Source organism: Nostoc sp. C96 (assembly GCF_059384975.1).
The window spans coordinates 967,945-994,751 of sequence record NZ_CM182020.1 but is presented as its reverse complement, the minus strand read 5'-3'; the positions used below and the strand labels follow the sequence as shown (position 1 = coordinate 994,751).

Annotated in this window: 23 protein-coding genes and 2 pseudogenes; 15 read left to right on the top strand and 10 right to left on the bottom strand. The window is 41.4% G+C overall.

What is annotated here, in order from left to right; genetic code table 11:
- Positions 1-48: 48 nt before the first annotated feature.
- Complete coding sequence (locus AC504W_RS04330; protein ID WP_494876429.1) at positions 49-3,114, top strand: CHAT domain-containing tetratricopeptide repeat protein; 3,066 nt, start codon at positions 49-51, stop codon at positions 3,112-3,114.
- Between the two features lie 53 nt (positions 3,115-3,167).
- Here AC504W_RS04330 and AC504W_RS04325 read toward each other — a convergent pair whose 3' ends face one another.
- Entirely contained in the window at positions 3,168-3,713 is a 546-nt protein-coding gene (locus AC504W_RS04325) for a cytochrome C (RefSeq protein WP_494876427.1), read from the bottom strand.
- A 28-nt stretch (positions 3,714-3,741) separates the two neighbouring features.
- Here AC504W_RS04325 and AC504W_RS04320 point away from each other — a divergent pair, with 28 nt between their 5' ends.
- The 7 genes from AC504W_RS04320 to hetL all read left to right on the top strand — a co-directional run bounded on the left by AC504W_RS04320 (position 3,742) and on the right by hetL (position 9,479).
- Entirely contained in the window at positions 3,742-3,939 is a 198-nt protein-coding gene (locus AC504W_RS04320; RefSeq protein ID WP_494876426.1) for a hypothetical protein, read from the top strand.
- A gap of 9 nt (positions 3,940-3,948) precedes the next feature.
- Positions 3,949-4,386 carry an RrF2 family transcriptional regulator gene (locus AC504W_RS04315; protein WP_494876425.1) on the top strand — a complete coding sequence of 146 codons (438 nt, stop codon included), beginning with the start codon at positions 3,949-3,951 and terminating at the stop codon, positions 4,384-4,386.
- Between the two features lie 102 nt (positions 4,387-4,488).
- On the top strand, positions 4,489-5,451 hold the full coding sequence (cysK, locus tag AC504W_RS04310; protein WP_494879553.1) for a cysteine synthase A: 963 nt from the start codon (positions 4,489-4,491) through the stop codon (positions 5,449-5,451).
- A 15-nt stretch (positions 5,452-5,466) separates the two neighbouring features.
- Positions 5,467-6,159, top strand: a complete 693-nt coding sequence (locus tag AC504W_RS04305) for a J domain-containing protein (RefSeq protein WP_494876424.1) — start codon at positions 5,467-5,469, stop codon at positions 6,157-6,159.
- A gap of 258 nt (positions 6,160-6,417) precedes the next feature.
- Complete coding sequence (locus AC504W_RS04300; protein ID WP_494876423.1) at positions 6,418-7,290, top strand: 6-carboxytetrahydropterin synthase; 873 nt, start codon at positions 6,418-6,420, stop codon at positions 7,288-7,290.
- 149 nt (positions 7,291-7,439) lie between these two features.
- The gene (locus AC504W_RS04295; protein WP_494876422.1) at positions 7,440-8,519 is read left to right on the top strand and encodes an NAD(P)H-dependent flavin oxidoreductase; all 1,080 of its coding nucleotides are present in this window, start codon (positions 7,440-7,442) and stop codon (positions 8,517-8,519) included.
- Between the two features lie 246 nt (positions 8,520-8,765).
- The gene (gene hetL / locus AC504W_RS04290) at positions 8,766-9,479 is read left to right on the top strand and encodes a heterocyst differentiation pentapeptide repeat protein HetL (protein WP_494876421.1); all 714 of its coding nucleotides are present in this window, start codon (positions 8,766-8,768) and stop codon (positions 9,477-9,479) included.
- Between the two features lie 107 nt (positions 9,480-9,586).
- Here the strand turns inward: hetL and acsF are convergent, their stop codons facing one another.
- Positions 9,587-10,642, bottom strand: coding sequence for a magnesium-protoporphyrin IX monomethyl ester (oxidative) cyclase (acsF, locus tag AC504W_RS04285; RefSeq protein ID WP_494876420.1), 1,056 nt, complete (start codon positions 10,640-10,642; stop codon positions 9,587-9,589).
- A 265-nt stretch (positions 10,643-10,907) separates the two neighbouring features.
- Between acsF and hemF the strand changes: the two genes are divergently transcribed.
- On the top strand, positions 10,908-11,951 hold the full coding sequence (hemF, locus tag AC504W_RS04280) for an oxygen-dependent coproporphyrinogen oxidase (protein WP_494876419.1): 1,044 nt from the start codon (positions 10,908-10,910) through the stop codon (positions 11,949-11,951).
- Between the two features lie 92 nt (positions 11,952-12,043).
- Positions 12,044-12,883 carry an acyl-CoA desaturase gene (locus AC504W_RS04275; protein WP_494876418.1) on the top strand — a complete coding sequence of 280 codons (840 nt, stop codon included), beginning with the start codon at positions 12,044-12,046 and terminating at the stop codon, positions 12,881-12,883.
- Between the two features lie 213 nt (positions 12,884-13,096).
- Here AC504W_RS04275 and AC504W_RS04270 read toward each other — a convergent pair whose 3' ends face one another.
- The gene (locus AC504W_RS04270) at positions 13,097-14,047 is read right to left on the bottom strand and encodes an RpoD/SigA family RNA polymerase sigma factor (RefSeq protein ID WP_494876417.1); all 951 of its coding nucleotides are present in this window, start codon (positions 14,045-14,047) and stop codon (positions 13,097-13,099) included.
- A 210-nt stretch (positions 14,048-14,257) separates the two neighbouring features.
- Here AC504W_RS04270 and AC504W_RS04265 point away from each other — a divergent pair, with 210 nt between their 5' ends.
- From AC504W_RS04265 to AC504W_RS04255, 3 genes are all read left to right on the top strand, one after another.
- The gene (locus AC504W_RS04265; RefSeq protein WP_494876416.1) at positions 14,258-14,635 is read left to right on the top strand and encodes a hypothetical protein; all 378 of its coding nucleotides are present in this window, start codon (positions 14,258-14,260) and stop codon (positions 14,633-14,635) included.
- 35 nt (positions 14,636-14,670) lie between these two features.
- The gene (locus AC504W_RS04260) at positions 14,671-15,573 is read left to right on the top strand and encodes a phosphotransferase (RefSeq protein WP_494876415.1); all 903 of its coding nucleotides are present in this window, start codon (positions 14,671-14,673) and stop codon (positions 15,571-15,573) included.
- Positions 15,574-15,707: 134 nt separating this feature from the next.
- The gene (locus AC504W_RS04255; RefSeq protein WP_494876414.1) at positions 15,708-18,041 is read left to right on the top strand and encodes an adenylate/guanylate cyclase domain-containing protein; all 2,334 of its coding nucleotides are present in this window, start codon (positions 15,708-15,710) and stop codon (positions 18,039-18,041) included.
- A 54-nt stretch (positions 18,042-18,095) separates the two neighbouring features.
- Here AC504W_RS04255 and AC504W_RS04250 read toward each other — a convergent pair whose 3' ends face one another.
- Together AC504W_RS04250 and AC504W_RS04245 are read right to left on the bottom strand one after the other, a co-directional pair.
- On the bottom strand, positions 18,096-19,271 hold the full coding sequence (locus tag AC504W_RS04250; protein WP_494876413.1) for a homospermidine biosynthesis protein: 1,176 nt from the start codon (positions 19,269-19,271) through the stop codon (positions 18,096-18,098).
- 40 nt (positions 19,272-19,311) lie between these two features.
- Positions 19,312-19,830 (bottom strand): O-acetyl-ADP-ribose deacetylase, encoded by a 519-nt coding sequence (locus tag AC504W_RS04245; RefSeq protein ID WP_494876412.1) that lies wholly within the window; start codon positions 19,828-19,830, stop codon positions 19,312-19,314.
- A gap of 373 nt (positions 19,831-20,203) precedes the next feature.
- Here AC504W_RS04245 and cobO point away from each other — a divergent pair, with 373 nt between their 5' ends.
- A complete protein-coding gene (cobO, locus tag AC504W_RS04240) occupies positions 20,204-20,899 on the top strand; it encodes a cob(I)yrinic acid a,c-diamide adenosyltransferase (RefSeq protein WP_494876411.1) in 696 nt (231 codons plus the stop codon).
- Between the two features lie 67 nt (positions 20,900-20,966).
- On the opposite strand, the gene AC504W_RS04235 is transcribed toward cobO, so the two are convergent.
- Positions 20,967-21,683, bottom strand: a complete 717-nt coding sequence (locus AC504W_RS04235) for a hypothetical protein (protein ID WP_494876409.1) — start codon at positions 21,681-21,683, stop codon at positions 20,967-20,969.
- Positions 21,684-22,094: 411 nt separating this feature from the next.
- On the opposite strand from AC504W_RS04235, the pseudogene AC504W_RS04230 reads away from it, so the two are divergent.
- Positions 22,095-22,478, top strand: a pseudogene (locus AC504W_RS04230) (Uma2 family endonuclease); the annotation flags it as partial.
- A gap of 7 nt (positions 22,479-22,485) precedes the next feature.
- Here the strand turns inward: AC504W_RS04230 and AC504W_RS04225 are convergent.
- The 4 genes and pseudogenes from AC504W_RS04225 to AC504W_RS04210 all read right to left on the bottom strand — a co-directional run bounded on the left by AC504W_RS04225 (position 22,486) and on the right by AC504W_RS04210 (position 26,736).
- Positions 22,486-22,821: a XisI protein gene (locus AC504W_RS04225; RefSeq protein WP_494876408.1), complete on the bottom strand. Its 336-nt coding sequence runs from the start codon at positions 22,819-22,821 to the stop codon at positions 22,486-22,488.
- Positions 22,809-23,229 (bottom strand): annotated as a pseudogene (locus tag AC504W_RS04220) (XisH family protein). Before AC504W_RS04220 ends, AC504W_RS04225 begins: the two are co-directional and overlap by 13 nt.
- Before the next feature lie 133 nt (positions 23,230-23,362).
- Positions 23,363-24,346, bottom strand: coding sequence for an RNA polymerase sigma factor, RpoD/SigA family (locus tag AC504W_RS04215; RefSeq protein ID WP_096583641.1), 984 nt, complete (start codon positions 24,344-24,346; stop codon positions 23,363-23,365).
- 650 nt (positions 24,347-24,996) lie between these two features.
- The gene (locus AC504W_RS04210) at positions 24,997-26,736 is read right to left on the bottom strand and encodes a helicase HerA domain-containing protein (RefSeq protein WP_494876406.1); all 1,740 of its coding nucleotides are present in this window, start codon (positions 26,734-26,736) and stop codon (positions 24,997-24,999) included.
- Between the last annotated feature and the right edge of the window lie 71 nt (positions 26,737-26,807).

Here is a 26,807-nt window from a genome sequence, read left to right as displayed (position 1 = left end):
TGTTCTCTGATAACTGATAACTGACCTATACAAGCTTGTGAGTTGAGAGTGAAAAAGTTATTCAGTGCGATTAATGCGGCGGGTATCTGTCTTGCACCTTGGATAGTGGCGGGTGCGATCGCAACAGGGTTAGTTTTAAGTATGCCAGTTGAGGGGATAGCGCAACAACAAACCCCTGCATATTCAGCCGAGCAACAAGCAGCTTTAAAGGAGGCGGAAGAACTGAATGAACAGGCATTAAAGTTATACCAAGAAGGTAATTACAGTAGCGCCATCCCTTTAGCAGAACGCGCTCTGGCGATTAATAAAAAGGTGCTGGGTCAGGAACATCCCGATGTAGCCACTAGCTTGAATAATTTGGCTGCGCTGTATGATGCACAGGGAAAATATGAACAAGCCGAACCTCTGTATCTCCGCGCTCTGGCTATTAGAGAGAAGGTGCTGGGTCAGGAACATCCTGATGTAGCCACTAGCTTGAATAATTTGGCTGGACTGTATTATGCACAGGGGAAATATGAACAAGCCGAAGCCCTGTATCTCCGCGCTCTGGCGATTAGTGAGAAGGTGCTGGGTCAGGGACATCCCGATGTCGCCCAAAGCTTGAATAATTTGGCTCTACTGTATCGCGCACAGGGGAAATATAAACAAGCCGAACCTCTGTATCTCCGCGCTCTGGCGATTAGTGAGAAGGTGCTGGGCCAAGAACATCCCCTTGTCGCCACTAGTTTAAATAATTTGGCTGGACTGTATGATTCACAGGGGAAATATGAACAAGCCGAACCCCTGTATCTCCGCGCTCTTGCTATTAGAGAGAAAGTGCTGGGTCAGGAACATCCCGATGTCGCCCAAAGCTTGAATAATTTGGCGATACTGTATGATTCACAGGGGAAATATGAACAAGTCGAACCCCTGTATCTCCGCGCTCTTGCTATTAATGAGAAAGTGCTGGGTCAAGAACATCCTCTTGTCACCCAAATCTTGAATAATTTGGCTGTACTGTATGATGCACAGGGGAAATATGAACAAGCCGAACCCTTGTATCTCCGCGCTCTTGCTATTAGAGAGAAAGTACTGGGTCAGGAACATCCCGATGTCGCCCAAAGCTTGAATAATTTGGCACTACAGTATTATCTACAGGGGAAATATGAACAAGTCGAACCCCTGTATCTCCGCGCTCTTGCTATTAATGAGAAGGTGCTGGGTCAAGAACATCCCCTTGTCGCCACTAGTTTAAATAATTTGGCTGGACTGTATGATTCACAGGGGAAATATGAACAAGCCGAATCCCTGTATCTCCGCGCTCTTGATATTAGAGAGAAAGTGCTGGGTCAGGAACATCCCGATGTCGCCACTAGCTTGAATAATCTGGCTTTCATGTATCAAGCAAAAGGTGATATCACTCGTGCTACCGATTTCTTACGCCGTGGATTAGATATTCAAGCACAGAATCTCAATCTAATTTTTGCTACTGGCTCGGAAAAAAGCAAACAAAGTTACATTACGACTTTTTCAGGGGCAACTGACGCTACTGTTTCCCTATCATTGCAAGAAGTTCGCAATCAAAAAGCTGCCGCATCTCTCGCCCTAACTACTGTACTCCGTCGCAAAGGACTGGTGTTAGATGCCGTAGCCGACAGCATCCAAATCTTACGCAGCAAACTCGACAAAAATCCCGAAACTCAAAAATTATTCACCCAATGGCTGCAAGTACAACAGCAACTCTCAGCCTTAGTCTTTTCCCAATCAGAAAAACAAACTGCTAACCCGAAAGCTCAGTTAGAACAACTCGAAGCAGAGAGAGAAAAGTTGGAAGCAGCAATTAGTGTGAAAAGTGCCGAATTTCGTCAGCAAACCCAACCACTACAGTTAGCCGCCATCCAAGCCAAGATACCCAAAGATGCAGCCTTGGTAGAAATTGTGCAGTATTACCCATACAACACCAAAGCCAAAACAGAGGCTCAAAGGTTTGGTAAACCACGTTATGCGGCGGCTGTATTACGCTCCAAGGGTGAACCAAAGTGGGTTGATTTAGGCGAAGCCGCAGAAATTGATAAACTAGCCATTGATTTCAGAGCAAATTTAGCCACCGGAAGAACATTCAAAAAACTCGCCCGCAGTTTAGATGAAAAATTAATTGCACCCATCCGCCCTTTACTGAGTAATGCAAATCATATTTTAATTTCTCCCGATGGGCAATTAACATTAATTCCCTTTGAAGCTCTAAGAGATGAGCAAGATAAATTTTTAATTCAGCGTTACGCTTTTTCTTATCTCACAAGTGGACGGGATTTATTACGCTTTGGCTCAAATAGTAACAATGCTTCTGCGCCTGTGGTGTTGGCAGATATTGACTACGATAACCAAAAACAAACTGTTGCTTCTGCAAAAACATCTGGTTCACGCGGTTCTCAAAATCGGCGTTCTGGTGATTTGGCAAACTTGATATTTGACCCGTTAGCTAATACTAAAGATGAAGCTATAGCTATTAAAAAGGTTTTACCCAATGCCAAGTTACTATTAGGTAAAGATGCGACAGAAACCGTAGTTAAACAATTACAAAGCCCCAGTATTTTACACCTGGCGACTCACGGTTTTTTCATCGCTGATAAAGAACAAAATCTCAACGCCTCACCAGATTTAGAATTAACACCACGCCAACCGAAGATTTTAGAAGTGGAAAATCCTTTGTTACGTTCTGGTTTAGCATTGGCTGGGTTTAATAAACGCAAACAAGCCACAAATAATGATGATGATGGTGTGTTGACGGCGTTGGAAATTGCTGGTTTAGATTTACGTTCTAATCAATTAGTTGTGCTGTCGGCTTGTGATACTGGTAAGGGTGATATTAAAGTTGGCGATGGTGTTTATGGTTTGCGTCGTGCTTTGGTAATTGCTGGTTCCCAATCTCAAGTTTTAAGTTTGTGGCAAGTTAATGATGAAGCAACAAAGGAATTGATGGTGAAGTATTATCAAAATTTGAAAACCGGGAAGGGAAGACATGAAGCTTTACGTGCTGCACAGTTAGAATTACTCAATAGTCAAGAATATCAAGAACCTTACTATTGGGCGGCGTTTGTTCCTTCTGGTAATTGGACACCGTTAAATAATAGGTAGGAGATTTAGATCCACGATTTCTTCAAGAAGTCGGGGATCTGAGCTTCACATAATTACTGAGAATTTTCCCATTCTGGGGAAAGGCGACGAAAATTATATTGTTCTGCGCTGGAATGACAGCTAACACATCCGCTAATTTGTACCGGACGCGGTAAATCGACTTTAGGATGCAAAGCTTTGAAGAAACGTGATTTATTTACGCGATAAGGTGTTTCTTCGTCTTTGAGTTGAGTGCGAGAGAAAGTAGAAAGATAACGCCACACAAGAATCCGTGCTGGATCTACTAAAGGCTGGAGTTGTACACCATAGTGTTGGGAGTCTTCCAAAAGATTTTTCCAGGTTTGGGTGGGTAAAACTTGTGGCGGGATAGGAATATGGCACTTGGAACAATTTTCTATGTAGAGTTCTTGTCCTAGCTGATACTGAGCCTGTATGACATCAACGGTTCCAACTTCTGAGATAGGAGTAGCACTGTAGACACTAGTTGCGGAAGTAAATAGCCAACCCATAACTAGACTCCAAGCCAAAATTACCAACACTAAACCGAAAGGGCGGCGTTGTTTGAGTTGACGAGATTGGCGTTGTCGAAGATTTGACATTCCTCACATTCCCAAATACTTATAGCTAATGATTGAGACTGATGCTGCTTTGCTGATGTTGCGTCAGTATTTTAGTGTTTTGGTTGGGCGATCGCACTGCAAATCTCATCATCCCTCATTCAAGGTTATTCGCGGTAATCCAAAAACCCCAGCAGTTAACCGGAGTATACTAAAAAAGTATGAAGTATTAATCTTTCATACTTCATACTTCATACTTCAGCCCTAATTATCGCCTGTGGAACTATCGTGTAAATCAGAGTACGCAATTCTAGCCTTACTAGAAATGGCAACTCATTATGAAAATGGCGAACCGATGCAAATTCGGCAAATCGCTGCTCAACAAAACATACCAGATCGCTACTTAGAACAACTACTAGCAACCTTAAGACGCGGGGGTATTATCAAAAGTCAACGCGGTTCCAAAGGTGGCTACCTTTTGTCCAAAGAACCGTGGAAAATTACAATATATGAAGTTTTAGAATGCTTAGAAGGCTTAGACGTAAAAGTCTCAGAAGAAACCTCCAGTCTCAAAAGTGTAGATAGTGCTGTTGTTGATGAAATCTGGCAAGAAGCTTGTCTTGCTGCCAATGCTGTTTTGCAAAACTACACACTTCAGCATCTTTGCGAAAAAAGAGACTCCCGCAAGCAACTAGACATCATGTATTACATTTAGTTATTAGTTAATGGTTAATGGTCAATAGTCAATAGTCAATGGTCAATAGTTTTTACTCTTGACTGTGGACTTTTGACTCCTGACTAATTACAAAGGAATATTATGCGAATTGCTCGTAACATAACAGAAATTATTGGTCGTACACCCTTAGTACAATTAAACCGTATTCCCCAAGCCGATGGCTGTGTAGCGCAAATATTAGTGAAGTTGGAAAGTATGAACCCATCGGCATCAGTGAAAGACCGAATTGGGATTAGTATGATTAATGCTGCTGAAGCGGAGGGATTGATTGCTCCGGGAAAGACAGTATTAGTAGAACCAACATCGGGGAATACAGGCATTGCCTTGGCAATGGTAGCAGCAGCTAAGGGTTATCGATTAATTTTGACCATGCCTGATACCATGAGTGGTGAACGACGGGCAATGTTACGAGCTTATGGAGCAGAATTAGAACTCACTCCCGGAATTGAAGGTATGGGTGGCGCAATTCGCCGCGCTCAAGAGATAGTTAATACTACACCATACTCATATATGTTGCAGCAGTTTCGCAATCCAGCGAATGCCAAAATTCATCGAGAAACTACCGCTGAGGAAATCTGGGAAGATACTGATGGTCAAGTAGATATGATTGTTGCTGGAGTGGGTACAGGTGGTACGATTACTGGTGTAGCAGAAGTTCTCAAAGCACGTAAACCAAGTTTTCAGGCGATCGCAGTTGAACCAGCCAATAGCCCAGTTTTATCAGGCGGACAACCAGGAGCGCACAAAATCCAAGGGATTGGTGCAGGGTTTATTCCACAAGTGCTGAAAATCAAGTTCATTGATGAAATAATTACCGTCAGTGACGAAGATGCGATCGAGTATGGACGGCGTTTAGCCAGAGAAGAAGGGCTATTATCAGGAATTTCCAGCGGTGCGGCTTTATGTGCTGCAATTAAAGTTGCCCAACGTCCAGAAAACGCGGGACGCTTAATTGTGATGATTCAGCCCAGTTTTGGCGAAAGGTATTTGAGTACACCGTTGTTCCAGAACCTGGAAGCAAAAATACCCACCAGCGTCAGCTAACAATTACTTAGACTAATGGTTGACTCCAAGCACACTGATAACCACTACGAAACTCTCAAAATTAATCGTGATGCCAGCCAAGCGGAGATTAAACAAGCTTATCGCCGCTTGGTAAAACTATTTCATCCTGACAGCAACCAAAAAACAGCCGATAAGGATAAAATTATCCGCATTAACGAGGCTTATGAAGTCTTGGGTGACTCTCAAAATCGCCTTGACTATGACCAAAAATTGCAGCTTGAATCTCAAAATCGCCAACAACGCGCCGCATCAGCGCAAAAACATTACCAAGCCACGCGAAAATCAGGGAAAAATGCTGATGAACAAGTCGAAGAATGGCTACGTTTAATTTATCAACCAGTTAACCGCATACTGGAAGAAATTCTTGATTCTCTAGAAGAGCAAATTGAACAATTAGCTGCCGATCCGTTTGATGATCAATTATTAGAAGCATTTCAAGAATATTTAGATACTTGTCGAGACGAGATTAAACAAGCTCAAGTTATCTTTCGTTCTTTGCCTAACCCTCCTAGTTTAGCGAGAACTGCGGCGCATCTCTACTACAGCCTCAATCAAGTAGCAGATGGCATAGAAGAATTTGCCTACTTTCCCCTAAGTTATGACGATCGCTATCTACACACAGGGCAAGAAATGTTTCGCATAGCCACAAGATTACACTACGAAGCGCAAGATTCAGTTAAGCAGTAGAACAATCAGTTAATATCTCAAGTAATTTGATATTTAAATAACCAGAGGATATCGCCCACTAGGTATTTTAGAACAAGATGCGGTGACATGGTTTTGGATTGGTAGCCATGATGAATATGAACGTTTCTTTGGATGAAGTTGTATTGAGAGATACTTATACGAGCAATATATTCTTCCTCTCACCACAGACCAAGAAATTAGTTTATGCTGGAAAAAGTGAAAGATTAAGAAAATTTAAATTTTTCTCCCAGTGTACTCATGCAATGTATCGTAAATCGCCGCGCTCAATTTTCGGCTAGTCATCGCTATTGGCTACCCGAACTGAGTGAAGCTGAGAATTTTGAGAAATTTGGTGCTGGCTCAAAATTTCCTGGACATGGACATAACTATGTTTTATTTATTTCCCTGGCTGGGGAACTAGATAAGTATGGTATGGTGCTGAATTTGTCTGATGTTAAACAAGTAATTAAACGCGAAGTTACCAGCCAACTGGATTTTTCTTATCTCAATGATGTTTGGGCAGAATTTCAAGAAACTCTCCCCACCACTGAAAATATTGCACGGGTTATCTGGCGGCGGTTAGCACCCCACTTGCCTGTAGTCCGCGTACAGTTATTTGAACATCCTGAACTTTGGGCAGATTATATGGGAAACTCAATGGAAGCTTACCTCAGTATCAGTACTCACTTTAGCGCTGCCCATCGGTTGGCACATCCTGATCTTAGCTTAGAAGATAACACTGAGATTTATGGGAAATGCGCTCGGACTAACGGCCACGGACATAACTACCATTTAGAAGTGACCGTGAAAGGCGAAATTGATCAGCGCACCGGGATGATTGTTGATTTAGGTGCATTGCATCAAGCGATCGCCGATTATGTGGTAGAACCATTTGATCACACCTTTTTGAACAAGGACATACCTTATTTTGCTGAGGTTGTGCCGACTGCGGAAAATATCGCCCTATATATTAGTAATTTACTGCGATCGCCCATCCAAAACCTAGGAGCGCAGCTTTACAAAATCAAACTAATCGAAAGTCCCAATAACTCCTGCGAAATCTACTGCACAGATACAGACTCAAATCCCATGAGTGCAGTAGATAGTCAACCAGTCTTAGCTAGGTTGTAATTTTTGTAGAGACGCGAAATTTCGCGTCTCTAATTTTTTCCAGGGTGGGGAAAGAACCGGAAATATACACAGATAACGGCTCAATCAAAGTCACACGGAGATGATAAAATTACTCTTCAGTTATTTAGTTAAGAATGAGTAATTATCAAATGTCCCCGATGCTTCATCCCTTGCAGATTGGTAAACATATTGCCCGTTATCCTATAATGCAAGCAGCAATGGCAGTACGGGTATCTGGCGCACAATTAGCTGGCGCAGTTGCCAATGCTGGCGGTGTGGGGATGATTGCTTCGCTGGGGCTAGGTTTAGATTCTCCTTACTTTAATCAACGCAAACGTAGTAGTTTTTTCGCCGCCAATCGACTCGCACTCATCGATGAATTGTCTCAAGCCAGGAGTATCAGCCCAGATGGAGTAATTGGGGTAAATATTCTTGTAGGAACAAAAGATTACTCAAAAATAGCAACAACCGCCGCAGCCGAGGGCGCAAATTTAATTGTGACTGGGCCAGGAATGCCTTTAACTTTACCAGAGTATACTGTTGATTTTCCTGATGTTGCCCTTGTACCGACTATAGCCAATGTCGAGGCGGCTCAGTTTCTTTGTCAGACTTGGAAAAGTCGATATAATCGTTTACCCGATGCTTTAATTGTAGAAAATTGCCAGAAGGTGGGCGGACATTTTACCCAATGTGAACAGATAAATGTTCCAGGGTTTTCAGTTGGGAGGGTGATTTCGCAAATTCGGGATTATTTAATAGAGACGATGGGTGCGAGGATACCTTTAATTGTGACAGGGGGAATTAGCGATCGCCAAGATATTGATCAAATGTTAGCAATTGGCGCTGATGGCGTGCAGATGGGTACTCGCTTTATTACGACAATTGAATGTGATGCCAATCAACGTTATAAAGAACGTCATTTGCAAGCAAATTTAGCAGATATTGTCACAGTACCCAGCCCTGTTGGCAAACCTAGTCGGGCTTTACGCAATTCCTTCGCCGAGCAAATCATGACAGATTCATTACAGGAACGGCGGTGTATTGCCAACTGTTTAGAAACTTGTCTATTTCGAGATAAAGGCAAAACCTATTGTTTGTTGAATGCTTTAGCTCAAGCCGCCCGTGGTGATGTAGAACATGGTTTAATTTTTTCAGGTGCTAATGTTAGTCATCCTGAGCGCATCATGTCTGTTGCAGAATTGATGGCAGATTTGACGGCTAAGGTCTAGTAGCAACAGTGTAGTGAATTGAGCGCTAAATCTGCATTGTGGCTAAGGCTGCTGCATCTAGGCTGTTTTTTCCAAAACATCATGCTTAATTAACTACAATAAAATTTTTAGGACTAACGAAAAAAACCTCTCCAACTCTTCTGACTCTGTGCCTCTGTGGTAGCTTGCGGGAAGCTGCTTGCGCGTCTAAGATTTTCCAGAACCCATAAAGTAATTTCTTCAACCTAGAATTTTTAACATTAATTTATGAATATAAATGAAATTCTCAAATCATATATTGCTGGCAAAAGAAACTTCCAAAAACTTAATTTACAAGAAGCCGAATTAACTAATGCCAATCTTACAGGCGCAGATTTTAGCTATGCTGATTTGCGTCAAACAAGATTGGGTAAAACGAATCTCAGCCAAGCTTGTTTACGAGAAGCAGACTTGAGTGAATCTATTCTTTGGGGGATAGATTTAAGTGAAGCAGACTTATATCGTGCTGTGCTGCGAGAAGCTGATTTAACAGGTGCGAAATTAGTCAATACTCGGTTAGAAGAAACTAACTTAATTAAATCTAGTATGTGTGGCGCAAATTTGCATGGAGCAAACTTATCTCGTGCGTTGCTATTTCAGGTAGACTTACGCCCTAGTTCTAACCAACGCACAGATTTAGGATATGCAGTTTTGAGTGGAGCAGATTTAAGTTACGCTGACCTGAGAGCCGTGTCTTTGCATCATGCTAATTTAGATCAAGCCAAATTGTGCCGTGTTAATCTGAGTAAGACAATTCAGTGGGGTAACTTAGCCGCAGATTTAAGTGGGGCTAGTTTACAAGGTGCAGACTTGAGTTATGCCAATCTCGATAGTGCGGTTCTGCGAAAAGCAAATCTGCAAGGCGCAGACTTAACGGGAGCAATTCTCACAAATGCTGATTTTCAAGGAGCCATCATGCCTGATGGTAGCGTTCATGATTGAATTATGAGCGATCGCTACACAGATTAATTTGTTAATAAAATACGACAACAACCTCCTTTAAAAAATATTGGGAGGTTGTTATCCTAATTGGGAAACTTTTCCCAAAACTAACGCACGGTTGCTCGCAAGTTCTCAGCATCAATGGGTTTGATCAGGTAAAGCAACACTAGATTCCCAACAATAGCGGCAATTAACGGTAGTTTACGCATCAGCTTGATAAATTTTGACTGAGAACTGCGCTCAATGTTGGCAATTTTTAAGTTGTAACCCGCACAGCGTTGTAATCGAGTGAAGAATTGGGGATGTTCGGTATTTAACATCACCGGAAAAGCCCGTCCGGCTGTTTCATTTGTGTTCTGCACAACCTGGCGGTCAAATTCTGTCGCATCAAGTCCTAATGATTTGTAAAAACCAGACCGTTCATGAACTGTCATTGTGTGGGTAGCAAATACCGATAGCAAGAAAAAGCGACTCCACAACTTAGCTTTCCAGTTGTTCCATAGTTGCGGTTGAGAACGTAACAGCGCCTTAAATATATCTCCGTGACGGTTTTCGTCCTGACACCAACTTTCAAAGTAACGGAAGATGGGGTAAAACTGGTTTTCTGGATGCTGTTCTAGATGTCTGTAAATAATAATGTAACGCCAATAGCCGATTTTTTCTGATAGGTAAACGGTATACAGTACCCACTCAATTGGGAAAAACGTATAGGTGCGGGTTTTAGTCACCTTGGCTAAATCTAGGGAAAGTTTAAAATCCCCCATTGCTTTGTTAAGAAAGCCGGCGTGGCGAGCTTCATCTCGTGCCATTAATTGAAACATCTCTGCTAATAGGGGACTGCGATTTTTCAACTTGCGGGATAATTCCTTAAACAGCAAAAAGCCAGAAAATTCAGAAATGCAAGAGCGCTCTAAATACTCAATAAACCCTTGTCTCGCTTCGCCGTCAATGTGTTCCCATGATTGCTCAAATGCTTCATCTCGGATAAAGTGGTGGCGGTTATAGTCTGCTCGCATTTCGGCTAACATCGCCTGCAATTCTGTATCTTGAGCAGATAAATCTAGATTGGCGGCTTTTTCAAAATCTGTTGTATAAAACCGGGGCGTGAGTACAGTTTCTTTGCTGGGGGTTTTAATTCCTGGTTTGGGTAGAGTATTAACCATCGGTAATGCGGTAATCCAGTAAATAGTTTTATAGCTATTAAGTTATGATAGGTGGCATTTTTTGACTAGACCTCTTTACAATCCTTTAGTAAAGTCGGAAATTACTAGGCTCTAGATGCAAGATCTGACAATCTAAAAGCTTGATATGGCAGGATTTTAGACAATTTATTAACTTTTGCAACTTACCTGAACTAAATCTCATTCATAACTATAGAGTTATTAAGTGGTAGCAATTACACTTACTCGAAGTTTTAGAGGTTTTACCATGCGCCGTCATTCTGATCGTTCTCTGCAAGTATCTCCAAATCACACAACATTCCTGGCATCACCTACCAACACCATACCCCAGGATTCACGACAACGAGTGCAGCAATTCATGCAGAAAATACAGGATGAGATTTGCACAGGGTTAGAGCAACTGGATGGGGAAGCACGCTTTCAACAAGATTATTGGGAGCGAGAAGAAGGGGGAGAAGGACGTACCCGCGTGATTCGAGAAGGGCGGGTATTTGAGCAGGGGGGCGTGAATTTTTCCGCAGTGTGGGGGAAAAGCTTACCGCCTGCTATTTTGGCGCAACGTCCAGAAGCCACTGGACATGACTTTTTTGCCACAGGAACTTCAATGGTGCTGCACCCTCGTAATCCTTATGTACCCACCGTACATATCAACTATCGCTACTTTGAGGCTGGCCCGATTTGGTGGTTTGGTGGTGGGGCTGATTTAACACCATATTATGCCTTTAAAGAGGATGCTGTTCACTTTCATCAGACACTAAAAAATGCTTGTGATGTCCATCATGCAGAATATTATCCAGCCTTTAAACGCTGGTGTGATGAATACTTTTATTTACAGCATCGTCAAGAACAGCGAGGTATTGGCGGGATTTTCTTTGATTATCAAGATGCTAGTAGTCAGCTTTATGTTGGCGCTCAAGTAGATACTCCAGCGGCAATTTACAGCCAAAAAGTAGGTAATGTAAAGCGTAATTGGGAAGATATTTTTGCTTTTGTGCAGTCTTGCGGTCAAGCTTTTTTACCTGCTTACGTACCCATTGTAGAACGACGACAAGAAACAGAGTATGGCGATCGCCAGCGTCATTTTCAACTTTACCGTCGGGGTCGTTACGTCGAGTTTAATTTAGTCTACGACAGAGGTACAGTTTTCGGGCTGCAAACAAAGGGAAGGACTGAATCGATTCTCATGTCTTTACCGCCTCTAGCTCGTTGGGAATATTGCTATGAACCAGAAGCAGGAAGCCCGGAAGCAGAACTGACAGAAGTTTTTCTCCAGCCTAGAGATTGGGTGTAAGAAAGGTAAAAGTAAAAAGTAAAAAGTAAAAAGGCAAGGGTAAAAAGTAAAACTTTTACCTTTTGAATTTTGAATTGGGATGAGGAGTGTTTGTGAAATTTAATGCAATCAGAACGTACTCAGATAATCCCCAGTCGTTGCGGCTGGATTGGCTAACTGTAGTATTTTTTGGGATAATTCATGCCCTAGCATTATTAGCACCGTGGTGTTTTTCATGGTCTGCATTAGCGGTAGCGTTGTTTCTACACTGGCTATTTGGCAGTATTGGAGTTTGTCTAGGCTATCACCGGCTGTTGAGCCATCACAGCTTGCGTGTGCCTAAGTGGTTAGAGTATGCGATCGCAATTTTGGGTGCGCTATCTCTGCAAGGAGGGCCGATCTTCTGGGTAGCTGGACATCGTTTACACCATGCTCACACAGAAGATGAATACAAAGATCCCTACTCAGCCCGCAGAGGTTTTTGGTGGAGTCATATTCTGTGGATTTTCTACCCCACCAAGGAGTTTTTTGATTATGACTGTTACCACAGATATGCTCCTGATTTAGCGCGAGATCCCTTTTATCGTTGGCTGAACCGCTACTTTTTACCACTACAAATTCCCGTTGCATTGTTGCTGTATGCCCTCGGTGGTTGGTCATTTGTGATTTATGGTGTGTTTTTGAGATGTGTAATTCTTTGGCACACAACTTGGTTTATCAATTCTGTCACTCATCTGTGGGGATATCGCACATTCGAGTGTAATGATAATTCTCGTAATCTTTGGTGGGCAGCGATTCTCACCTATGGCGAGGGTTGGCATAATAATCACCATGCCTATCCTCATGTAGCTAGATGTGGCTGGCGCTGGTGGGAAATTGATATGACTTGGTGGGCAATTAAATTATTGAGGACACTAGGTTTGGCTCAAGATGTCAACTTAGCACCGAAATAGGGTGTAAGGGTGTAATACCAATTTAATATGAAGCTGAACCCTATAAATCATGTACAGACGTTGTATACAACGTCTGTACATGAACTATTTTTCTGACTCAGCAATCAGCGAGAACTTGCGTGCGGAGAGAACTTGCGTGCGCGGGTTCCCCGCGTTGAGCAAAGTTTGGAGGGTTCCCCACGTTGAGCAAAGTTCGGTAACTTAACACTAATATTAGGAAGATAAATATTGTCCCATTTCTGGTTGTTGACGACGCAAAATATTCATAGCTTGCTGCTGAATTTGACGAACTCGTTCTCGGCTGACATTGAGCTTTTCGCCAATCTGAGCCAAACTACGTTCTTGATTGTCTAAAAGTCCAAAGCGCAAAATTAAGACTTCACGTTGTACGGGTTTGAGTGAAGCTAACAAATTATCCAAGTCCTGGCGCAGCATTTCTTGGGTAATTTGTTCATTGGGTGAGATGCCATCATCACTTAAAAGTTCACTGAGTTCTGTGTCTTGATTATCTCCTACTTTTAAATCTAAAGAAATTGTGGCACTTGCAGCACTGAGATATTCTCGAATTTGGCTTGCTTGTATATCCAATTTTTGAGCAATCTCTGTAACTGTGGCGCGGCGACCAAGGGTTTGAAACAATTCTCGCTGGACTTTTTTAATTTGATTGAGTTTTTCGTTAACGTGAATTGGTAGTCTAACAGCCCGGGATTTTTCGGCGATCGCTCTGGTGATAGCTTGACTAATCCACCAGTAGGCGTAAGTTGATAACTTATAGCCACGGTTGGGATCAAACTTTTCTATACCTCGTTGTAACCCGATCGCACCTTCTTGAATCAAATCCAATAACTCTAGATTGCGACGCTGGTATTTTTTGGCAATGGAAACCACCAGTCGGAGGTTTGCTGTCACCATTTTTTGTTTAGCTCTCTGACCAAGTTGAAGTATTTGAGTGACTTCAGCTTCGCTTTTGTTGACAAAATCTGCTAATTCTGCTAACTTCGGTTCCCGATGTAATTGTTGACTAAGTTGCTTTTTCTGCTCCTCAACGGCAATCATTTGCTGTACTTGCCTGCCATAAGTTATTTCTTGGTCTGAGGTGAGTAAAGGGAACTGGCCAATCTCTCGTAAATAAACGCGTACCATGTCAGGACTTAGGCTGGACATACAACTTTCAAACTGCTCTTTTCGATAATTTCAGACGAATCTAAAAGTATAAATCAAATAGCCTCAGAAAAAATGCCAATCAGGACAAGCCATTTTGTGCTGCGATCGCAGCCGCACCCTAATCATGGTGAAAAATTATTCACCAACTGAGTTCACACACTAGATGATGGGTTTAACGATAGACTGGGAAAAATTCTTGAGAAAACATTCATGGCAAAATCCAACGGGGCGAAAGGCGAAACTTCTACTCAAGAACCAGCTGTAGTTTCAAATACCGAAGATACAGTTGCGGTTCAAGATGCGCCGGAACCAGTAGAGGATGTCCAAGATATTGATGAAATCCTGAACTCGCTGAAAGCTTTACTTAGTAGCGTTGAAAAACTGCAAAAAGTTCGTCAGGAAGTCGGCGATATTAAACCTTTAGTCCAAAGAATGCTGGATGGGGAATTGTTAGCTGGTGAGGAGTTGGAATTACTTAAGGCTAGGGTAAGTGGTCTAGTACGTCTAGTTAAAGCTTACAGTGACCATCAAGCCGCACTAACAAAAGCCCAACCAGCAAGAAACTTGCTAGACGAAATCCTAAAATAGCATCCAGCTAACTGAAGTTTTTTGCTTTGGCAATTATGACTAGTCCATCGGAAAAGTCTCGTCTCGAAAATGCGATCAATGCCGCTTGTGCAGTCGCCAAACAACAAGGGCTGAATTTTGCTGAGGCTGTGGTGCTGCAAGACAGAAGCAATTTAGTGATCCATTTACGCCCCGCCCCTGTAGTTGCACGTATAGCAACTACAACGGGTACAGTGCGCTTTGGTGATGCTTGGTTTGCCAAAGAAGTTGCTGTAGCTAGTTATTTAGCCGCAGCAGGCGCACCTGTTGTCAGTCCAACCAATCTTATTCAACCAGGGCCGCATCAGCACAATGGATTAGTTCTCAGTTTTTGGGAATTTGTCGAAGAAATAGATGAACTACCAGACGCAACTATTGTTGGACAGACTTTACGAGATTGCCATGAAGCTTTAGTAGACTTTGTAGGTGAACTGACAGTTTTAGATCCTTTAAATGAGTCTGAAAGTTTGCTGTCTACTCTCATATCTCAAGCAGCATTCAGCCTCAGTGATACCCAAATGTTACAAGCAGTAAATCATCATCTCAAAAGTCGATTTCAGCAACTTCAGTTAACGATGCAACCGCTTCATGGAGACTCCAATTTTTCTAATGTGCTTAACACCACACGCGGAGTACTATGGACAGATTGGGAAGATACTTTTATTGGTCATATTGCTTGGGATATTGGCTGTTTAATTGCCTCTAGCTATGTTTTTGGTACGGATATAGAACGTGCGGTTGCGGCGTTGAATGGTTATGATCTAGAGATAGATCAAGAAATATTAGATTTGTTTATCGAAGCGCGGACTTTTCAAGGCGTAATGTGGAATTTCATTATTGGGCAACAACATCCTGAGAGTCTGGAACGGTTAGAAGGTCGCCTGAGTTGGTTACGCGATCGCTATGGCACAGTATCTTAAATTGTTAAATCTTTGATGAATAACCTATAGAATTATAACTGGTACTGAAATGTAGATACTAGGACTAGAGGCTTTAGTCTTGAGTCTGTAGGGAATGAGATATTAAATAACTGCATTACTTACTCAAGAACATAATGAAATACGAAGTAGTCGAGCAGGTTTTTAATAAATATTCGACTTTACGTAAATTTGAATATTTAGAACTAGATGTTCATTTCTGTATTGTCGATAAATCTGAGCAAGTACAGCGCTTTGCCCTGCAACCAGAAGCGGTGATTTTAGGTACAGATATTCGTTTAGGGTTTCCTGAATTTATTGGCAAGGAAGAGATATTAAAATCTATTATCCAAGGTCAACAAGCAAGCTTTGAATTAGTAGCAATTAGAAGAACTTGTGAGAATCAATCGGATATTTATATTAACATATATATTATTGGTGAATCTAGCGAAAAACTATCGGAAATAAGATTGATAATTTTTATTGAAGATGTTACAGAAAAAATTCAATCAAAACAAGATTTATCAAAATTAACTAATGCTACTAGTCTGCTGTCAATGACACTGGTAACATATAAAAACTATATGGATACAGTTATTAATTCAATGGCAGATGCCTTATTGATAACTACTAATACAGGCAAAATTAAGCAAGTTAATCCGGCAGCGCAAAAGTTGTTTGCTTTTTCCGAAGAAGAATTAATCAATAAACCAATATCTTTGATATTTGATGACAATTTTTTATTACTCAGGATTATTAATCATTACAGCAAAATCAACCGAGATTTACAGCATTTTGAAGTTGTTTGCCGCAAAAAAACGCGAGAAAAAGTGCTGGTAGCTTTTTCTTGTACAGTGATGCAGAAAAAAAACGAAGTTTTAGAAGATATTATTTATCTTGGTCGAGATATTACGAGTCGCCAGCGTCGAGAACAACGTCATGTTGCCCAATATGCTATTACCCGAATTCTCTCAGAATCACAAAATATTCAACAGGCAATACCAGAAATTTTACAGGCAATTTGTCAAAATTTAGAGTGGGATGTAGGGGAATTATGGACAACAAGTGAATATATTAGTACAAATGTGCCAGAAGAAAGTGATGATGTAGTATTAAGATGCGTCGAAATTTGGTCAAGCCGACTCGTAGCAGTGCGGGAATTTAAAGCTGTGACATGGCAAACTACATATCTTCCGAGTGTGGGACTACCTGGACAAATTTGGGAAAGACGTTCTGCTTTATGGATTAAAAATATTTTAGACTATGGAGATTTACAGCGATCGCCAACTGCTGTAACCGCGGGACTGCGTTCAGCATTTGGGTTCCCCATCCTAGACGACAATAAAATTTTAGGAGTGATGACTTTTTTTAGCCGCGATGTCCAACCCAAAGATGCAGACTTGTTACAAATGATGGTTTCTGTCAGTAGTCAAATCGCTCATTTTATGAAACGCAAACAAGCAGAAGATGATTTGTTAGAAAGTGAATCTCGATATCGAGATATTTGTGAAAATGCTAATGATTTAATTCAGTCTGTTAATGCGTATGGACGATTTTTATATGTTAATCGAACATGGTGTCAAACATTAGGATACAGCGCCGCAGAAGTGGAGCAAATGAATGTATTTGACATTATACATCCTGATTTTCAAGAACATTGTCGACAAATGTTTTATCGTTTAATGTCAGGAGAACAGTTAGACCAAGTTAAGGCGGCTTTCATTGCTAAAAATGGTCAAACCGTTTTTTTAGAAGGTAATATAAATTGTAAATTTGCTCATGGTATACCAGTGGCAACTCGTGGTATTTTTCGCAATATTACAAGGCGAGTAGCATTAGAAGCAGCATTGCAGCAACAGGAAGCACAAACGGAACAACTTTGGCAAGCAAGAATACCAAAATTGACAGCTAATAATCTCCAAGCACCAATAGAGGGTAAAGCCGCAGATGTGATCAATGTGACTGTTTTATGTGCAGATATTGTCGGTTTAAACGAAATTGCGGCTTTGGGAAGTGCGATGCAATTAGTTAATTTACTCTGTCCAATTTTTGCTAATTTCGATCGCCTTTGTAATCGCTACGGTTTAGAAAAAATCAAAACCATCAATGAAGCGTATATAGTAATTGGGGGATTACCGACAAAACGCTCAGATCATGCCCAAGCTATAGCGCAAATGGCGCTAGATATGCAAAATGCGATCGCCACATTTAATACAGAAAATCAGCAAAACCTGAAAATTTGTGTCGGTATCCATACAGGAGTCGTCACAGCAGCCGCACTCGGTTTAATAGACACAATCAATATTGCTAAATCTATCGAGTCTCAAAGTTTAGCCGACACTATTCAAGTTAGCGCTACTGCTTACGAATATATCCGTGATGAATTTATTCTAGAACCACAGGATGAAATAGAAATTCCCCATCAGCAGCAAATGACAACTTATCTACTACTGGGAAAAAGTAAAAAGTAAAAAGGCAAAAGTCAAAAGATTTATTGTTTTAACTTTTACCTTTTACCTTTTCGATTATGGATTATTCGGAATTAATCTACCGCAAGGATAAGTTGTAACACCTTTGGCTGCATCTTCAGCCATTGCTGTAGGTACTTTATCCGATGGTTGCGTTTTAGCTGCGAGATAATCTTTTTGTAGGGTGCTTAACATTGCTTCCCGCTGATCGTACAACCGCTTTAAGGGACGAGGCGCACATTGATTCATTACATAAGCTGTAACTAAGGGTAAGGCGATCGTGCTATCGGTATAACAAACAATTGTGCTGGGTAACTCTTCTGGGTCAATTTTACCCCAGCTGACCGCCTCGGATGGAGTCGCCCCAGACAAACCGCCAGTATCAGGACGCGCATCAGTAAACTGGACAAAGAAATCATGTCCGCGTTCTTCTAACCCCAGTACTTCATGAATTTGTGGTTGAGTTTGCAGTAAGAAGTTCTTGGGACTACCACCACCCAGAATTACGGCTGCACTTTTACCGTTTCCCTCTCTGGCATTGTAGGCGATCGCAGCTGTCTCATTCACATCAATGGCAGGATCTAAAATTAATTGCGAACCTTCTAACGCCAAAGCTGCAACGTTCATCCCAATGGAACTATCCCCAGGCGAGGAAGTGTAAATTGGTACGCCATATTCATAAGCTGTCGCCAGCAAGCAAGAATGCTGCACTCCCAGTTGCTTTTCGACTTCTCGGACATACTTACCTAAAAGATAATGAAACTCTGCTGTTCCCATTCGCTTTTGGAAAGGTTCAGCTTGCAAAATCTTGCGAATGAAAGCATCGGTTTCTAACAAAACATCGTAGCCAAAGATAATGTCATAAATGCGGATAGTACCTTCTTCCCGCAGTTTCACATCATCCAAAAATGGATTCCCCGCAAATAGTTCAAAGCCTAACCCATAGTGCATATCATGGTAAAGATTCGCACCGGTGCTAATCATCCAGTCGATAAAACCGTTGCGAATTAAAGGTGCTAATGCGGAAACCCCAAATCCCGCTGGTGTCATCGCACCAGAAAGGCTAACTCCCACCGTCACGCCATCTTGGAGTACATCTTGACTCAGTAGTTGGCAGACTTCCCGCAAACGTGCTGAATTGTAGGCTGTGAAATAAGTATTGATTAAATCTACTACCCCAATATTGGTTGGTATGGGTGTAGGTGCGATTTTTTGACCACGCTGTTTTGACATTTGCACTCCCGAACAGTAAACGCGCCGAATCTAATGTTAACTATGTTTCAGTAACTTCTGGCATCGTCTTGCTGTATAAATCAAATGCAGTTTGACCAAAACAGACGAAAATCACTTGTTCTAGGGAGCTTGTTTGAAGTAAAAACTTTTTAACTTCGGCGATCGCAATTTTACAGGCGCGTTCCATCGGGAACCCATAAACACCTGTACTAATAGCCGGAAAAGCAATAGTTTTAACTTGGTATTGTTCCGCTAAAACCAAACTGTGACGGTAACAACTAGCTAATAGCTCATCCTCTCCATAATTTCCGCCTTTCCAAACTGGCCCAACTGTATGGATTACCCATTTTGCTGGCAAGTTATAACCTTTTGTAATCTTCGCCTCACCAGTTGCACAACCCCTTAACTCTCGACATTCTGCCAGTAATTCTTTCCCAGCGGCGCGATGAATTGCACCATCAACACCGCCACCACCTAATAACGAACTATTAGCAGCATTCACAATTGCATCTACTGATAACTTAGTAATATCACCTTGATTGATTTCTATTTGCTTCATAATATTAGTTTTGCCAGATTTGTCTGCATTTTCTCAAATTGTTAGCTATTCAACATTTTTCATAAAATATATTATTACCTAAATTATTCGTTAACAATAATAACCGCGGCTTCTTAGAGGAACCGCGGTTTTCAAACTCTCGTTAAAGTAACTACAAAAATTTTTGAGAGAAATGCTTTAATAAAACTATTAACTTATTTAGACTCGTCATATAATTTCACTTCAATGAGTCTCTTATTTTTATGAGTTATTAATCTTTATTTTGACAAAAATTAGCAGTTTATAGTCAGTTTAAATAAAGTCGCCCCATCATTTTCTATCAGCAAAGTCCCGTAATTCTATTTTCTGTAGTAGTTATTTTCATAAAATGTTGATGAGCAAAGATACACCAGAAGAATTAGAATCAGATAGAGAAATCGAACGCTTGATTGATGAAGTAATGTCCTCATCCCTGAATAATGATTCTAAGCTGAATGACGAGCAGTATCGCCAAAAAATGCAGCGCCGTAAAGAAATCCAAGATCGGCGCATAGCACAAGCTGTCCCAGAGAAGGGGTTAGTGATTGTTAATACTGGTAACGGTAAAGGCAAAACTACTGCGGCGCTGGGAATGGTGTTGCGATCGCTTGGTCATGGCTATAAAGTGGCGATCGTCCAGTTCATCAAAGGTGCGTGGGAACCTTCCGAAAAGTTGGTTTTCAGCCATTGGGAAGACCAAATCGAATTTCACGCGATGGGTGAAGGCTTTACCTGGGAAACCCAAGACCGCGATCGCGACCTCGAAAAAGCGCAAGCAGCTTGGGAAAAATCTTTAGAATACATCCGCAACCCAGATTTTCAGTTGGTGCTGTTGGATGAAATTAATATCGCCTTAAAAATGGCTTATTTACAAATAGAAGAAGTTTTAGCAGGTTTGGCAGAGAAACCGCCTCATAAACACATAATTCTCACAGGTAGAGGCGCACCAGCAGCTTTAATTGAGCGTGCTGACTTAGTAACCGAAATGACCTTAATCAAACATCCTTTCCGTGACCAAGGCGTTAAAGCTCAACCAGGAATCGAATTTTAATTAAGTATGAAGTGTGAAATGTTTAGTACATAGTAAATTTCCTACTTCATACTTCATAATTCATACTTCATAATTCAGCTTGACACATCTGTAAAATGCGGCGATCGCTAGAACTCAGCGATTGAATCGGATGATAGTCTTGTAATGCTACTGAGTAAGCATAATTGTTAAACTCATCATCAGAAATAGATGGAATTGTACTGGTTGTTGCTACATCAGAAGCACCAACTTCATCTTGTGAGCCATTGACAGTCATTGCCAACTCACCAGATTTATCAATTGTGCCTTGAAAACAACTAAACTCAGAGCTAGGCATATATAACGCACCAGTTACTTTACCTTGCTGCTTCTGGAATACGATATAGCCTTGACCAATTTGGTTTGGTGTTGGTGATTGTCCATAGAGATAAACTCCATCTTTTGTGGGAATATTTCTCTTAGGCATCACCCCGGTTTCTTTACCTGCTTTTTGATAGTGTCTAGGAGATATATCTCTAGATTCAGGATCTATAATTTCACTCTCAAAAGCTACTGTTTGTTGTGGCGATCGCTGTTCTTGAATTTCTCTCAGCCGCGACAACAAAGAATTCTCAGAACTAATATATTGATGATTGGTCAATCTGGAAAAATTACCATCCACAGATGCGGAAGTTGTGACTGTTTGTAATTGTTTGCTAAGTACAGGTTTAGTCTGCTCACTGACAACACCAGCGGTTAAAACTAAGCCAACAACAGAAATTGTTAGCTGGCGAGGGGATAAGAATTTAGAAATATTGTTAAGCACCCGACCACTCCTGTTACGAAATTAACTGTCTCCTCTGCGACTCACTTAAACCATAACCAACTGTGTATCGTTCAAGGTTCCGTCGATAGTTTGATTTAGTTTTTTCAAAATAAAAATCCGTCAAAAAAAGAAGTTTTGTAGAATATTTGACGATAAACTCACACTATCATCACTTATAGAATTTACTCTTCCCCCAATAGAATCACCCTATCGGGTGATGTAATTGCCAAATACATCATTCTGGTAAATATTTGCTCGCTAATTCTTTACAAATATTGATATTTTCGTTGTCAATTGAGTTAACTATAATCAGCTACAACAGCCAAACTCTTCATTCCGCAAAAGATAAAATTTTGCTGTGTTGGGTGTAGAACAGTCGGAAATTCAATTTCTATCAACACTTCAAAAATTATGATATCTGCTGATACAACTTCTCAACTGTTGACAATTCCGCCTTTAGAAAACGGCGACAAGCTTACCCGTGCCGAATTTGAGCGCCGCTATCACGCTATGCCAAATCTCAAAAAAGCAGAATTAATCGAAGGAGTTGTTTACGTGGCTTCCCCCGTACGCGCAAAAACACACGGTAAACCCCATAGCCGCATTATGATTTGGTTAGGTACTTATGAAGCCGCTACGCCAGGAGTAGAAACACTGGATAATACCACTGTGCGTCTTGATGCTGATAACGAACCACAACCAGATGCACTACTCCTAATAGAACAAGGTGGACAATCACAGATTATACAAGATGATTATGTCGAAGGTGCGCCAGAATTAATTGTAGAGATTGCTACTCAATTTAACCAATGCCAAAACCTGTATATTGCCTCACCAAAGGTTCATGAAATGCTAGTATAATATCTTCTTTCGGCACTCCTAAATTAACTAATTCATTAGCAATGCCAATCTCAGTACCATCATGCTGTATCCAAATTTTGTCATTCTTGATATCTAGATGTAACACACAGCCGTACATTGGTCGGCGATTTTTCCAACCTGTATAAACAACCTGATAATGATCTCTTTGGATGTCAAAAATTAGTTCTGTTTCCACTTCATCATCAGAAGGGCTTCCTTTAGCATATTCAGTTAATAATTGTTGGACGTATATACGATATTGTTCTATTTTTTCCATTCTAAAATTGTCTCCTTGTTTGGATCGTAGACTAACAGACTAAGTTGAAACCGTGCAATAATAGTTTCTACAAATGATAGATTAAAAAAAGTTTTATAAGTACCTTGCGGAACTGCTAAATATAAAAAACGGTCAGGCTGCTGTTCTTCCAAAGCAACACGGTAGTTAAGAAATTGACCCAATGCAGTATGAAATTCAGAAATATTAGACGGACTAGTAAAGCTTTTAATTTCAACCGCTATCTTTTCTTCTCCTCTCTCAGCAGCAATGAGTTTTTCTGCTCCCAGATAGATCGATTTGCATATCAACCCTACCTGCTCGAATTCTGACAGGGTCGTCTGTAATTATCCATCCTTCTTTTTCTAACGCATTTTTAACCGCATCATGAAAAATATCTTTAGCAGCCATTAACTTAAAATATAGTAATTTTTACCAAAATAATAATATAAGTATTGCAGGTGATCGCACCAGATTTCGACATAAAAAAGCGCCCCCTGAATTCAGGAGGCGCATCACCGTTATCGAGTTATTGATTCTGCAATTAACTAGCAACGTATTCTTTAACGTTGGCGCGACGGCGACGCAAATGAGCCAGTGCTTGATGTTCGAGTTGACGAACACGTTCGCGGCTAAGATTCAATCTTTCACCCACTTTCGCCAAGGACAATTCATTTCCATCCTCTAAACCAAAGCGCAGAGCCAACACTTCGCGCTGTTGGGGTGTGAGTTCGGCTAACAAGGTGTTGAGGTCTTGGCGCAAGAACTCTTGGGTGGTGTAATACTCTGGTGATGGCCCATCATCTTCCAACATTTCTTGCAGTTCGGTGTCTTGGTTATCACCAACACGCACATCTAAAGAAACTGGCTGACGTGCCATATTCAGATATTCTCGAATTTGGACTGGTTCTAATTCCAGTTCTTTGGCGATTTCAGCGGGTGTAGGAGAACGCCCTAATGTTTGGGCTAGTTCGCGCTGCACTTTTTTGATTTTATTGAGTTTTTCGGTAATATGAATCGGTAAGCGAATGGTGCGCCCTTGTTGAGCGATCGCACGGGTAATTGCTTGGCGAATCCACCAGTAAGCGTAGGTTGAGAATTTATAACCGCGTGTGGGATCAAATTTCTCTACACCTCGTTCTAATCCGAGTGTTCCTTCTTGGATTAAATCGAGAAATTCCATGTTGCGCTTCTGGTATTTCTTGGCGATCGCTACGACTAAGCGTAAATTCGCTTCAATCATTTTTTGCTTCGCCCGTTTACCTTGAGCTACCGTTTGCTTGACATCGGTTTCTGATTGTTTAACATGGTTTGCCCACTCTGGTAAACTCGGTTCGCGGTGCAATTTCTTTGTCAAAGCTTCTTTCGCTTCGACAAGTTTCATCATTTGTTGCACCTGCTTCCCAAAGACAATTTCTTGCTCACGGGTTAGCAGTGGTACACGACCAATTTCCCGCAGATAGGTTCGCACCATATCAGCCGTGAATTTGGTGTTCAGGTTTTCAGTTTGGGTGTTAACAGTAGGCATTGGTGCGTTGTCCTCTACTCCGTAAACACAATGAATCTTTAATAACTAACAACAATTAGGAAAAACTATCTATAAAAACACCGAACTCAGGTGGTTCCTGGGGATTGCGTATTTAGAAATTTATTCCCCCTACTCCTCGACTTGTTTCTCTTTCGTTCTGGCTTCAACAGTTCATGACGGCTATATAAGAATAATCAGTTCATATACATGAGATTCCAGAAGACGAGTATCTGTGATAGGTTCCCCCTACCCTTACGTAATTTTTTAGGTCTTGCAAAAGCACACTGGGTTGTTTTCAAGAATTCTTCTTTATCTTCAGTTGGTATCGGCAACTGACAAATCCGAAGTCGGTATGAGTTTTACTTGCTTTTATCTTAGGATAAATCAGATGGATAGTAAAGTAGTCTAGAGAAAGAGAAGATTATACTCCAAAAGTGTATATTTACAAACAGAAATTAATTTCCTTAGAGTGCTTACTATATCTATAGTGACGGCAAAACCCCCTCTTATGTTGCCTATCGGTAGGGAGAAAACCGAACTCTCTGGGCATATTTTTGGAGGGATGTTACGAATTGGTCAATGGTTATGAGTCAAGAATCAATAGTAAATGCAATGGACTATTGACTATGGACGTTTGACTATTGACAAAATTAAAATCCCAAATCAGCTTTAGCTAGTTCCGCAGCGGCGAAGACTTCTGCGTCGGGCTTTTCGTCCCAAGCTGGATCACCGATTTCGGCGTAGAAAGTAGCATCGTAAGGACGAGTACGCACAACGACTGGCATAGGAACGGCGTGACCTAAAATCAAGGCTTGTTGTTTGGAGTCTAATTTGGACAATACCGATCGCAGTCCACCTGCACCAGATACACCCGTGAAAATTGCATCGATGTCTTTTTCGTCGTTGAGTAAAGCTGTGATCCGAGTACCAATCTGGGACATAACTTCATTATCTATTCCCGACGGTCGTTGATCAACTACTAGCAACGTTACGAAATATTTCCGCAGTTCCCGCGCGATCGTCCCAAAGATAGTACTTTGGACTATAGCCGGGTCGAGAAAACGATGCGCCTCTTCAATGGTAATCATTAAGGGGGTGGGGCGATCGTTGGGGTTTTTGCTCTGCAAGAACTTATCAGCTTTGCGGACATAATGCTCATGGATGCGTCTGGTGATCATATTTGTCACCAACATATAAGAGAGCATATTTGACTGGGAACCAAATTCTACCACTACATTCTTGCCGGCTTCCAGAGATTGTAAGATTTTATTAATGTAGTTTTGAGGGCAAACTGCCCGCATATACTTCAAACCGTCTAGGCGCAAGAGTTTCCGCTGTAAGGCCATAATCGAGCCTTTGTGTCCCCGCTTTTCTTCGCAGAACATCTCGATTTCTTCGTTGGTCATGTTCAGCAGTTGTACAATCCAAGCTTTGTTGAACTCGCTGTAGAGAATGTTGGCATTATCTAATGCTGCTTCTGACAGTCCTAAATCGCGGCTACATAATTTAATATCTTCAACTTCGATTTGTTCGTAACTCAGATATAGTTCTTGAGAATCGCGCACACCTCGACGTTTAGTTGATTCGGGGTCGAGGGTGTAAACTTCAACTTTCCCAGGGAATAACTGCTTTAAGCCTTTGACTGTGTTAACATTTTTACCTTCGGCTACGGCTTCCCAACCGTATTCTGAGTGCATATCAAAAATCAAGTTGACTGCGGCATTTTTGCGAATCACCCCAGCCAAAAGTAAGCGGGTAAGAAAGGATTTACCTGTACCAGATTTCCCAAAAACGCCGTTGCTGCGTTCTACAAACCGATTTAAATCAATGCACACAGGTACATCCATATCTAATGGTTTACCAATGGCAAAATTCTTTCTATGGATATCATCTTCCCAACCAAAGACGCGGCGAAAGTCTTCTTCACTTGCGTCGAAAACCTGACTAAAATGACTGGGAATAGTTTTGACTGGTAGTAATTCCATCGTGGTACTTGTTTGGGGCTGCAATGATGCCAAACTCGTATTTGATGGGACAAATGGATTTACAGATTTACCGTTAGTTGGAGAAAAAGACTCATTAGATTCGGGGGTAAACATCAACATCGGCGCTAAGGCGATGGTTCCATAAGTACCACTTCCGGCTAAAACATCTCGCAAAAAAGTGTCTTCCCAACTCGGCGGATTAGCAATAATCCGAGCGTTTGCAGTTCCCAGGGATACATCTGTCAGCATACAGAAAAACCGCGATCGCACCCCTTGGACAACTAAAAACTTACCCACCCGCATATCTTCGACAGAAATATCCGGGTGTAGTCTTACTTCTAATCCGTCAGTTAGTGAGCCTTGAGTTACCGAACCTAATGGTTTTACCAATTTGTCATTTGTCATTGGTTAATGGTTATTGGTCAAGAGTCAAAAGTCAATGGTGAGCCAGCGCGGTCTTGGGGGTTTCCCCCATG